The sequence below is a fragment of the Chryseobacterium contaminans genome (assembly GCF_001684955.1).
Taxonomy (GTDB): Bacteria; Bacteroidota; Bacteroidia; order Flavobacteriales; family Weeksellaceae; genus Chryseobacterium; species Chryseobacterium contaminans.
In genome coordinates this window covers 23501-36174 of sequence record NZ_MAYF01000212.1, presented here as the reverse complement: position 1 = coordinate 36174, position 12674 = coordinate 23501, and the positions used below count along the sequence as shown (strand labels likewise).

Below are 12674 nucleotides of genomic sequence, written 5' to 3'. Positions count from 1 at the left end.
CAATGGGTGCTGGAGGAGTCTATTACAATGGTAGTAAATTGTACAGGCATATCAATTTAGTATCTGATAGGGTGAAAACGGAAGCAAGGATTACGGGGTATAAAGAAAGCTGGTCGAAGGATGGTGACGAGATTAATTATACCAAAATGTATTCTCCGGTTATCACTTATTATGATTCTTCCAATCATTCGTATATTCTTCATGCTGATTATAGCAGTAACAGCAAAGAATGGTCCAATGATGTAACCGTGTATTTTGATAAAAAAGATCCTTCCAAAGCCATTCTTGGTGGGTTTTGGAATCTTTGGTTCGGCCCATTTATATTCCTGTGTCTTTACATGATCCCATTAATAATTGGATTGCTTGTTCTAATATATTACATTGGAACATTAAAAAAGAAAAAACCGTTTATAACTTAAACGGTTTTTTCTTTTGATTTGAATGCCAGTAAAGTAAGAACTCCAATTCCTGAAAAAATAACACATGAAATTCCCAGATTTTGAATAAAACCTATACTTATCAAACCACTTCCTATCAATACATAATAAATAAGCCCCAGTAAAGCCCCTGCGCTTCCGGTTTCGTTTTTATAATGGATTAACGCTGTACTCAGAATATTCGGGATAGCCATACTGAAAGCCATCACGATAAAGAAGTAGGGAATCAGAAAATAGATTCCGTAACCGCTTAATATCCATACAAAAACAGAAGCTATAAATGAACCTGCAACACTTGCGTTGACTAAAATCCTGGGAGCAATATTCCTTAAAATCAGAAATCTGTTCAGCTTGGCCCCCACAAAAGTTCCGGCAGCTAATATAATGCTGCTGTATCCAAAAATATAAGATGAATATTGCTGTTCTTTGAAAATAAAAGGAGCCAGCGAATAATAGGAAAACAGCAAAACATTAAAGCTCATCACCAGTAAACAACATTTGATAATGTCTCGGTCTCTGAGCATTCGTTTCAATAAGCCAAACAGCATCTGAAAATTGATCTCTTTTCTGGAATGGTGGGTTTCAGAAACATTTTTTCTGGAAAGAATATAAAACACGACAGCTATCAAATACAAAGTGATAAAAACCCCTTGATGACCTATTGAAGAAGCAAGAACAGAACCCGTGGTCATTCCGATAATCGGGCTGATGGACAAACCAATTCCAATCCATGAAAATACTTTACTGATATGGTCTTTATCGTAAGTATCACGCAGAATGGTCTGGGTGACAATAGAACCTACAGCAATTCCAAAAGCAGAAACAATTCTGGCAGCAAGTAAAATCATAAAATCAGGAGCAAAAATAGCAGCAAAAGTCCCGATTCCATAGGTGATAAGCCCGTATTCTAATGACTTTTTTCTTCCGATCCTATCACATTGTATACCCCAAAATGCCACACCTAAAGCAAAAGCGATAAAATACAGACTTATTGTTAAGGTTGTAGATTCCTCATTCACTCCAAATGTTTCCTGAACCATTGGTAAAACCGGACTGTAAATGGTTTCTACAAATTGAGGAAGCATGACAAGAAGCGTTAAAAGCCATAGCGGATTTGTCTTTTTCATTTTTTTCTGCAAAGATTTGAAAATTTCAGTGTATATTTATAATGGTATAAAAACAAAAAATATCAAAAATAGGACATGGCGATATTGAAACAGAATGAAGAATTTGATGCGGATGTTATTCAAGAAAGAGTCATTGGAATTGCTTCTGATATGGTGATGCACGACTCCGGATTTCATGACCACAAAACCAAGGCACAGTTGCTGTATGCTCCTTCAGGTTGTATGACAGTAACGACTTCCGACAGACAGTTTGTATTGCCGCCATTCAGAATGCTGTGGATTCCGGCCAATGAAATTCACCGGGTAAACTTCCGGAATGTTGTCGCCTACAGATCAGTATACTTTGACAGTGAATATGCTGAAAAATATATGAGTTCAAGCCTCAAGGTTTTGCATGTCAATTCTTTATTAAAAGAAATCATTGAAAGAATCTGCTTCTGGGAATGGTCGTGTTTTAACCCTGCTCAGAAGAATATTTTAAATGTATTCTGGGACGAAATAGCAAAGGCTCCTGAAGAAAAGCTGGAGCTTAAAATGCCTGTTGACAGACGTTTTAAGAGAATCGTAGAAGAGTGGACAACAAGAACGTCCATGCCACCTATGCTGAAAAGCCTGGCAGAAGAAACCGCAGCTGTAGAAAAGACAATCACCCGTATTTTTAAAAAAGAGACCGGACTTTCTTATCAGGAATGGAGGCAGCAATGGCGTCTTCAACGGTCCATAGAACTTTTAGTAGATGGCAACTCAATAGGAGAGGTGTCTCATAGCTTAGACTTCTCCTCAGATAGTGCCTTTATTGAATTTTTTAAAAAACATACCGGTTCCACACCATTACAATACCTTATAAAAAACGAATAACCACCATATCTCCCAATATTTCAGTCGAAGGGCTGGATATTTCCCTCCTTTGGAGGGATGTCAAAAATTCAGTGAATTTTTGACGGGATGGTTTAAACTATTGTCCTTCAATCTATTTCTTGTCATATGCAAAGCCTTTTGAAAAATACTTTCCATAAAATTGTATAACCAAACTAAAATAGATACCATGAACGATTACACCAACACTATAGAAGTAAAAACTACAGCGAACAAAGCATACAATGCTTTATCTCATCAGATTTCCCTTTGGTGGTCAGAAATGTTTGAAGGATCTTCTGCCCAAACAGGAGATATATTTACAATACGATTCGGAGCTGATGTTTACAAAACAATGCGGGTGAAAGAAGCTACCCCTGATACGAAGATGATCTGGTATGTAGAAGATTCATTAATTGCCCTTCCGGAATTAAAAAACCAGAAAGAATGGATCGGAACAACCATTGTTTGGGAAATAGAGCAAATGGGAGAGAATACTAAGATAAAAGTTAGCCATCTTGGCTTACACCCGGATATTGAATGCTATGATATCTGTTCCAATGGCTGGGTACAATTCCTTGGCAGTCTGAAACTCTTCCTGGAAACCGGAAAAGGTACACCCTACAGAGAATAGCAAATATTACCCATATTATTTCCCACGGATGGTACAGATTTTCACAGATGTGAATGGTGGATGTAAACGGAATTTTGACTGACCTAGGAATTAGGAGCGTTAAGAAAATTTCAATGTAATCCGTTAAAAATTTCCACTGTCTGAACATGGCTCTTATATTGAATCGAAGAACTCGCAAATGATCCATGCGAGTTGGGAAATTTTAGGAGTACATTTAAATTTTTAGTGGATAATTCCAGTCTTGAACTTTTGTATACTGTTTGACTACGTTGAATCTTCGATTTCAAGACAAAAGTATAAACTTATAAAAGAAAATTGTTTTTTATGAATTTGAGAAGATCCTAAAGATCCTTTCAGGATGACAATACTTGTAGGAGAAACAAAAGGGGATTTCATATCATCCGGTATGACAAATATTGAATTTGAACAACAATAGGATGCTCAAAAGTTGTGGTAAAACATTGAATACCGATTGATTATTCTAAATTCTATAGACGCAACGAATTAGTGATTCGAATACTTTATTTTAGGAGGCTAAGTAATGCAACTTCGTTGCTGATGAAGCTTTGTGGCTGTGCATTCGCTTCTTCAGATCGATTGAAAATCGATCCCGTCTTTGCTCACTTAAAAAATAAAGCATACACAAACATGAAACTTTGCGTGAAAAACCTATTTCCACGCCTGTTGATTCTAATTGGTAAATTTTTCTATTCAGATGAATTCAATTTTTATTTAGTCCCCAACTTTTAAGATTGATCCGAACAATATTATTACTTACTATTTATTGCTTATTGCTGAATCCCCATAAAAAAAGAAGCTGTTTACTCGTAAACAGCTTCTTTTTGCATTTATTGTTGTCTGAATTATTTCTTCTTGTAAGCAGCGTCTTTAATTCTCGCTTTTTTACCTCTAAGATCTCTGAAGTAGTAGATTCTAGCTCTTCTAACTCTACCTCTTCTGTCAACCTCGATTTTTTGAAGTGCAGGCATGTTGATAGGGAATACTCTTTCTACACCTACATCACCAGACATTTTTCTGATGGTGAAAGTTTTTGTAGAACCAGTACCTCTTAATTGGATAACTGTCCCTTTGAAGAACTGAGTTCTAGTCTTTTGTCCTTCTTTAATTTCGTAATACACAGTAATTGTATCACCTGCTTTGAATTCAGGGAATTCTTTTTTCGCAATGTACTTGTCTTGTACGTACTTTAATAAATCCATTATTAATAAAATAAAATGTTAAAGCTAAGCAACTTACACGGTTATCGTCAGAGGTTGAATAACAGGTTGCAAATGTACAAAATAGTTTTTGAATACACCAAATATTTACTGTACTAAAAACTATAATTTTTTCATTCCGGTTTCATTAAAAAATTAACAGATTCTTTAAGATTCCATCAGACAGAGTTTATATGGGACTTCTACTTTTGCCCGAAATAAAAATCAGAGTATTGATTTTTTAAATTATTGATTCACAAATTAAAACTCTAGATGTCATTTTAAAATTAAGCGATTATGAAACACTATTTCTTCTTTTTTTGTTTCGTGGCCCAAATGGCATTCGGACAGGTTTTGTTCCCATATCTGCAAAACCCTACTCCGAATTCTATGATCGTCAATTGGAAGACTGCTTCCGACAACGAAACAACTGTAATCTACGGGGATTCCCCAACCAACCTGAATGTAACGGTAACCGGTACTACCAACATCTTTTCAGATACAGGATACAACAATAATTACTATTATCACACGGCAAAAATTACTAATCTGCAACCGAATACCAAGTACTATTATAAGATTAAAACCGGTACTAATGAATCTGCAGTATACAATTTCAGAACACTTCCTTTACCGGGACAGCCTGTAACAGCCAATGGAAAGATCCGTTTTCTTATCATGGGAGATAATCAGATCAAAGCAGAACCAAGATATGACAGCCTTACTTTGAATGCTTATAAAAAATTAAAAGAAAAGTTCGGAGCTGCTTCAGATCCATCAGATAATATTGCGCTTACTTTCATGGTAGGAGACCAGGTGGATGTGGGAACACTGGATCATTATGAGAATGTTCACTTTAAAAAGAATATCAAATTATCTCCTTATTTACCCATTCAAACAACTGTAGGAAACCACGAGACCTATGGAACTCTGGGAATGAATTCTTATTATGCCCATTTCTATATTGATGAGATCAGATATAAAGGTATCACTTCAGGAAACGAAAATTATTATGCCCAGCAGGCGGGAAATGTACTGTTTATCAGTTTAAGTTCTGAACATACAGGCTCTACACAGCAAATATGGCTTCAACAGATTTTAAATGAAGCGAATAATGATCCTACAGTAGACTGGATCATCTCATTAAGTCACAGACCTTACCAGGCAGAGCAGTATGTTGGAGATATTTCAACATGGGTAAGGAACAATGCGGTTCCGCTTTTGGTGACATCTGATAAATACCTGATGCACGTTGGAGCACACCATCACTTGTATCACAGAGGACAGCTTAAAAATACGCCTAATTACCAGATCATTTCAGGAGGAACGGCTTGGGATCAGTATTGGGGAATGTCTAATGAACAGGATTTTGATGATGTTCAGAAAACATTAACGGATTGGACCTATCAGATTGTTGAGGTAGATATTCCAACAGGAAAAGTAGATATAGAATGTTATTCTATTGGTGGAAAATATACCAAGAAAAATAACGAGCTTGTAGATTCTTTCCACAGGTATAAAAATCAGCCAAAGCCGACAAAACCATCTATCACCAATACATTTGCAGGGCCAATTACATTGCCTTTAACACTGAATGGAAGTGCTTTCTCATCATCTAACGGAGAACTTTTAAATACAACTCAGTTCTTAATCAGTAAAGCAGCAGATTTCTCTGTGATTGAAAAGGAATTCTACCGAGATTTTGAAAACTGGTTCGGAAAAGACGGAAACGGAAATCCGGATAAAACCAAAAACTTGAATGAAGGAGTAGATATTACAAAAGCAACTTTAGCTTCAAATTCTATCCCGAATGGTATTTATTATGTAAAAACCCGCTACAGAGACAGAAACCTTGAATGGAGCGATTGGAGTGACGTAAAACAGTTTGAAATTACGGGAAGTGTGGTTTCGAATCCTACCTTTACTTTAGATAAAACGGAATATGCCCAAAATGAACCCATTGTTGCTACTTACACAGGTGGTCCTGGAAACCAGCAGGATTGGGTAGGACTTTATAAAAAAGGACAGACTCCAGGAGGAGGTGCAACGGCACAAACTTATACTTATACCAACGGGCAAACAGCAGGAACTGCTACTTTCAATAATGGTTTGCCTAATAAAGGTCAATATTTTGCAGGATTTTTTGCTAATAACGGATATACGGATATTGCTCCAAGAAAAAGCTTCTATGTAGGCCCCAAAGTACAGTTACAGGCTACAGCAGATACATATCCGGTAGGAGGTACCGTAACCATTAATTTTACAAATGCTCCAAGTCTGCAGAAAGATTGGATCGGAATTTATAAAATGGGGCAGACTCCGGGAACCACAGCTTCTATAAAATGGAGCTATGTAGCCACAGCATCCGGAACGCTTAATTTCACAGGCCTTCCAAAAGGATATTATTATGCTCAGTACTTACTGGAAGACGGCTATAACGGAATCGGAGAAAAAGTATTTTTTAAAGTAGGAGATATCGTTACTGAGTTATGGATCAACAAACCTGTATATTTATTAGGAGAAAATATTACCGCATCATGGACGGATTCCCCGGGTATTATTAAAGACTGGCTGGGAATCTATCCTCAGAATATCCAAACACCGGATGATAACTTTGTTTCCTATACTTATTTTGATGGGGTAACGCAGGGAAGCAAAACAATTACAGGAAATGTAAATGGTGTACCAACTGCACCAGGCAATTATTATATGGTGATGTTTACCAATGATTCTTATACTGAAGTTTCAAACAGGGTACAGTTTCAGGTGAGCTCAGGAGCTTTAGGAGTAGAAGAGGCGAAGAGTACAGAGAAAAATGTAATCCTGTATCCAAACCCTACAAAATCTGGTGAACCAACGTTTATTAAGAGTGATTATCCGATTGAGAAAATTGAATTGGTATCTGCAGCAGGAGAGTTGCTGTATGAATCAAAGAATATTCATAACCAGCGTTTCTCTTTAGTGAATGAAAATCTTCCGAAAGGAGTCTATTTTGTAAAAGTCCATGCAAGAAAGCTGTTTACTTTAAAATTGATTATTCAGTAATCAAGCAACAAACATGATACAATAATCGGGCTGTCAGAAATGACAGCCCGATTATTTATCTTAATACTTTTTATATTTTCCCGCAGATCACACAAATTTTTCATAATCATCTGCGAAATCCGCTCAATTCGCGAGAAACAAAATCATTGTAAATAAACCACCTGCTCCATCAATTCAATGTTAATTGATCCTTCTTCACCATAACTGCCTTAAGGATTCAGTTTTCCGCAAACATCTGCGAAACCTGTGTATTCTGTGGGAAATAAAAATATGACATTAATTTTTAAACCTAAAAAAGCAGCTTCAGAAAACTGAAACTGCTTTTATATTATCAAATATCAACTGATCTTGTCATTATTCAAAATCATTGTACAACTGATCTTCCTGAATGATAATCTGGCTCTCGCTAGAGAAGCTATCACTGGTATCAGCCAATATTTTAGAGTCCTGAACAAGTTTACCTTCTGAATTATAAACCTTCAATAAGACCCATTTCCCATTACGTTCAAGCTCTTTTGCTCCGTAGTAATCCTTTATTCTGATTTTTCCGCTTTGAAGGATACCACTTTTTACTGAAGACTTATTGACAGGTTTGCCTTTTACATATTGTACAATCTGTCCCGTGAAATTATAGTCATATTCATCATCTTCATTGATCGGTTGGTTGTACGTGTACAGAATAGCGCCCTTATTGTCGAAGACTGTTGCATCGTAGGCGTTTTGCTTAGCATTCAGTTTCTTCTCGAATTTCAGCTTATTTTCTTCAGTATAATTTTTCGTATTCACCAGAACCCCCTCTTTATATTGCATTTCAGTAAGGCCTTCGTAGGCCGTACCGTTGTAAGGCATATCTTCCTTATAAGTTAGGGTAGATCTCAGTTTTCCGTCTGGAGCATAATATTTAATTTCCTGAGTGGAACCGTCTTTTAGAGTCTTTTCAGTAGTAAGTTTTCCCTGTTCATCAAATTCCTTATTAAGAATCTGTGAGCCTCCTTTATAAACATCTATGGTTGAAACATAACTATAATCATAGCTCAACTCATAATCCTCACCATCCATTGGTTTATAGCTATCAGTCTCTTTTTCGTATTGATAGTTTAGATTGGCGATTTGCTTTCCGGATTCGTCGTAAGTGGTTTTGGAACCGTCTTTTTTACCTCTTTTCTGTTCCTGAAGAATTTTTCCGTTTTTAGCATAGATAACACTTTCTTTAACAGTACCATCGCTTTTATATTTTTCAATTTTGGAAATCCTCATCGGATTGTAGTAATAGTCTACCAGAGTTCCATCGTTATTGGATTCAGAGCTGAGACTACCAAGGTATTTTCCCTTTTCGCCGTAATATTTATTAACGTAGTTACCGTCTTTCCCGTTAATAGTTTCACTTCTGATCCCTTTGATGTCTTCATCATAAATAATGGTTTGGGCAGGAGCAGAATTCTCATATAAAGTTAGTGTATTGTAATAATACTCATTTTCAGGATCTTTATAACTGATCATTTTTCCTGAGAAAGTACCGTCGGCTTTATAAATCATATCTTCTATCAGTCTGCCTTTTACATCATAAGATTGAGAGACTCCAACTTGTTTGCCGTTAGCATAGGTTACCACACTCATTACTTTTCCTTCAGGGGTATACCAGGTTACTTTACCATCAAAAACCTCATTGCTTGGAGTGGTGTCAGAGGCAAGACCTTCCATTTGAAGGGTTCCGTTTTTATAAAAATCTTTGATGAGAGTAAGCTTGCCTTTAGGAGTTGTTTCACGGTAGTACTCCATGTTTTCCTGGGTAGTCTTTTCCCAGTTTTCATCAAAATAAGTTTTTTCCTGTGCATATACGTTGATGCTGAGTACTAATGCAAGTAACGCTGACGTAAATAGTTTTTTCATGCTTTTTATTAAGTTCTGATTTTATGTTTGTGCTGATTTGCTTTTGAATACCAATATGAATGAAAATAAAAGGCAAAAGCATTGAAGAGACAGCGTAAGCCGTCAGAAATAATTTTACATATAAGATTGTGTTTATATCAATTATATCCGAAGATTAAAAAATATGTGGTGTTTATAATTTTAAGCTCCAAATATAAACCAATTTCATGAGATTTATAGAAAAAATGAACCGATTTGTTCACTTTTGGCTGTAAAAATCTGATTGTGATATTTTTAACTTGAAAATAGAGTTCCAGGATGGGATAGAGATTAAGATCTTTTTCCAGCCATCGCAGATACGATAAATTTTTATTAAATTTAGCCAACAGAAAAATCTAATATTTCATGATAGATAAAAGAGTAAAAAATGCAAAGGAGGCCATCGAAGGAATTAAAGATGGAATGACGCTGATGCTAGGCGGATTTGGACTTTGCGGAATCCCTGAAAATTCAATCAATGCCCTGGTGGAAAGTGATGTGAAAGATCTTACCTGCATCTCAAACAATGCTGGAGTAGATGATTTTGGACTGGGGTTACTGCTTCATAAAAGACAAATAAAAAAAATGATCTCTTCTTATGTAGGAGAAAATGCTGAATTTGAAAGACAGATGCTGTCAGGAGAACTCGAAGTAGAGCTTACTCCACAGGGAACTTTAGCTGAAAAATGCAGAGCTGCTCAGGCTGGAATTCCCGCTTTCTATACACCGGCAGGATATGGAACTGAAGTAGCAGAAGGAAAAGAAGTAAAAGAATTTAAAGGAAAGCCTCATATTCTGGAACATGCTTTTGACGCAGATTTTTCTATCGTAAAAGCCTGGAAAGGAGATTATGCCGGAAACCTTATTTTCAAAGGATCAGCAAGAAATTTTAATCATCCGATGGCCGGTGCAGGAAAAATTACCATTGCTGAGGTAGAAGAATTGGTAGAACCGGGAGAATTAGATCCCAACGAGATTCATATTCCGGGAATTATGATCCAGAGAATTTTCCAGGGTGAAAAATTTGAAAAAAGGATTGAACAAAGAACCGTTAGAACTAGAGAATAAATTTCTGAAGAATACGATTTACAATAAAAAGCGCTGAACATCTATCAGCGCTTTCTTTATTGAGTAAAACTTAACTTTTTTTATTGTCCATTTGTTGTACTGTCATTCTGAATAAAGCATCTTTATTTTTAAGCGTGTGAATATACATTCAGCTTCATAGGCGACTTGTCGCTTCTCTTTTGCTTCCTTAAAATAAAGCAGGAGAATCATTAGAACTTTGCGTTTTAGCCTACTCTCGTAATTTAATGACTAAAACACCCTAATTTTGCCTCTGGCATTCCGAACGACGGATCTCTAGATAAAAGTTTCGAGCAGTTAACACAGATTCCGCAGATTTTTATAAACTCATTATCCGCCAGATCTGCAAAATCAATGAGATAATAAAAAAATAAGCTTAGTTCATTTGAATGTAATAGAGCGAAAAGATAGTATTACCAATCTTAATGGTGTAAAATACTATTAAGATTGTGAAACGGTTGTTTTCCTTTCTCCAATCTGCTGTCTCCACATGGCATAATAAAGCCCTTTTTCAGCAATCAGATCATCGTGAGAACCTGTTTCTACAATTTGTCCGCGTTCCAGAACATGGATTTTATCTGCATGCATAATTGTACTTAAACGGTGGGCAATCAGAACAGTGATTTGTTCTCTTTCCTCTGAAATATCTTTTATGGTAGAGGTGATTTCTTCTTCGGTAATACTGTCCAGGGCAGAAGTGGCTTCATCAAAAATCAAGAGGTGAGGTTTTCTTAAAAGTGCTCTGGCAATGGCAATTCTTTGCTTTTCACCACCACTTAATTTCAGTCCGCCTTCTCCGATAACCGTTTCAATACCTTTTTCTGCTCTTTCCAGTAATGCTGTACAGCTCGATTTCTGCAAAGCGAGGGTAAGTTCCTGTTCAGTAGCTTTAGGGTTTACAAAGAGAAGATTTTCTTTAATGGTTCCTGCAAAAAGCTGAGTGTCCTGCGTCACAAAACCGATCTGATTTCTTAATTCATCAAAATCAAATTCTTTCCCATTAATTCCATTGTAAAAAATATTTCCTTCCTGCGGCCTGTAAAGCCCCACCAGTAATTTTACTAATGTACTTTTTCCGGATCCGCTGGGTCCCACAAATGCAATGGTTTCGCCATTTTTAACATCAAAAGAAATATTATTTAATGCTTTATACTGGGCAGATTGATGCTTGAAAGAAACATGTTTGAAAGCCAGTTCTTCAATCGCTCCAATTTGTTTTGGATGAAGTGGTTTTTCTTCTACATCCTTTTTCATCAAACGGTCGAAGTTTTGAAGTGATGCCTCTGCTTCACGGTAGGAAATAATGATGTTTCCGATCTCCTGCATAGGTCCGAAAATAAAGAATCCATAAAACATCAGGGAAAGGTACTGCCCGGGAGTTACAATGTTTTTAAAGATCAGATACAAAAGCGTCAGGGTAATCATCTGCTGAAGGAAATTCACCATCGTTCCCTGGATAAAGCTTAAAGAACGGATGCTTTTTACCTTTCTAAGCTCAAGTCCCAGGATTTTATAGGTATTATTATTCAGACGGATAACCTCCTGATTCGTTAAGCCTAAACTCTTTACAATCTCTATATTTCTAAGGCTTTCCGTAGTACTTCCGGCTAAAGCTGTTGTTTCAGAAACAATATTCTTCTGAATGACTTTAATTCTTTTACTCAATAAATTCGTGATAAAAGCGATCAGGAAAATTCCACAGATGTAGACAGGCATAATTGACCAGTGCAGACGGATCGCATACACCGAAACGAATATAATACTCACTAAAATCCCAAAGAAAATATTAATGAAATTGGTAATAAACTTCACCGAATCCTCTCTTACTTTAGTTAAAATAGACAATGTTTCACCGCTTCTCTGGTCCTCAAACTCCTGATAAGGCAATGCCATTGAATGTTTTAAACCATCCGTAAAGATCTTCGCTCCAAATTTTTGAGTAATAACACTCACTACATAATCCTGAAAAGCTTTGGCAATTCTGCTCACCATCGCTGTTCCGATCAATAAGCCTAAGAAATAGAATGCCCCGTGATATACCGAAGTTCCATAAAGGTATTCATCTATATTTCTGGGTAGAAGTTTTTCCTTGTCAAAAAAGTTGGGATGGGTAACCAATTGGTCCAGAATATTCCCTGTAATGGCAGGCGCAAATAAAGAGAAAACCTGGTTAATGGTGGCCAACAGCAAAGAAATAATAATCAACCATTGGTAAGGTTTAAGGTATCTTAAGAGTATTTTCATTCTAGTAAATAATGATGCAAAATTAATGATATTATTTTTACTAACGATGTTAATTATGAATGATAATGATCTGTTGTTGAGGAAGATTAAAAAATCAGGTTCGGGAAAAAGGAAGTTATAC

Annotated in this window: 9 protein-coding genes; 5 read left to right on the top strand and 4 right to left on the bottom strand. The window is 36.3% G+C overall.

Annotation, left to right across the window (positions count from 1 at the left end):
* The coding region (locus tag BBH99_RS11910) for a DUF3592 domain-containing protein (RefSeq protein ID WP_066695818.1) at positions 1 to 419 on the top strand (419 nt) is incomplete at its 5' end.
* Here BBH99_RS11910 and BBH99_RS11905 read toward each other — a convergent pair.
* On the bottom strand, positions 416 to 1564 hold the full coding sequence (locus BBH99_RS11905) for an MFS transporter (RefSeq protein ID WP_066695815.1): 1149 nt from the start codon (positions 1562 to 1564) through the stop codon (positions 416 to 418). The genes BBH99_RS11910 and BBH99_RS11905 overlap by 4 nt on opposite strands.
* A 75-nt stretch (positions 1565 to 1639) precedes the next feature.
* Here BBH99_RS11905 and BBH99_RS11900 point away from each other — a divergent pair, with 75 nt between their 5' ends.
* A complete protein-coding gene (locus BBH99_RS11900) occupies positions 1640 to 2422 on the top strand; it encodes an AraC family transcriptional regulator (RefSeq protein WP_066695812.1) in 783 nt (260 codons plus the stop codon).
* A gap of 187 nt (positions 2423 to 2609) precedes the next feature.
* Complete coding sequence (locus BBH99_RS11895; RefSeq protein WP_066695808.1) at positions 2610 to 3053, top strand: SRPBCC family protein; 444 nt, start codon at positions 2610 to 2612, stop codon at positions 3051 to 3053.
* Positions 3054 to 3916: 863 nt separating this feature from the next.
* Here BBH99_RS11895 and rplS read toward each other — a convergent pair.
* Entirely contained in the window at positions 3917 to 4273 is a 357-nt protein-coding gene (gene rplS, locus BBH99_RS11890) for a 50S ribosomal protein L19 (RefSeq protein ID WP_002980648.1), read from the bottom strand.
* Positions 4274 to 4567: 294 nt separating this feature from the next.
* Here rplS and BBH99_RS11885 point away from each other — a divergent pair, with 294 nt between their 5' ends.
* Entirely contained in the window at positions 4568 to 7315 is a 2748-nt protein-coding gene (locus BBH99_RS11885; RefSeq protein WP_066695803.1) for a fibronectin type III domain-containing protein, read from the top strand.
* Positions 7316 to 7669: 354 nt separating this feature from the next.
* Here the strand turns inward: BBH99_RS11885 and BBH99_RS11880 are convergent, their stop codons facing one another.
* A complete protein-coding gene (locus BBH99_RS11880) occupies positions 7670 to 9205 on the bottom strand; it encodes a toxin-antitoxin system YwqK family antitoxin (protein WP_066695801.1) in 1536 nt (511 codons plus the stop codon).
* A gap of 384 nt (positions 9206 to 9589) precedes the next feature.
* Between BBH99_RS11880 and BBH99_RS11870 the strand changes: the two genes are divergently transcribed.
* Entirely contained in the window at positions 9590 to 10291 is a 702-nt protein-coding gene (locus BBH99_RS11870; RefSeq protein ID WP_066695794.1) for a CoA transferase subunit A, read from the top strand.
* 459 nt (positions 10292 to 10750) lie between these two features.
* On the opposite strand, the gene BBH99_RS11865 is transcribed toward BBH99_RS11870, so the two are convergent.
* Positions 10751 to 12553, bottom strand: a complete 1803-nt coding sequence (locus BBH99_RS11865) for an ABC transporter ATP-binding protein (RefSeq protein WP_066695791.1) — start codon at positions 12551 to 12553, stop codon at positions 10751 to 10753.
* Between the last annotated feature and the right edge of the window lie 121 nt (positions 12554 to 12674).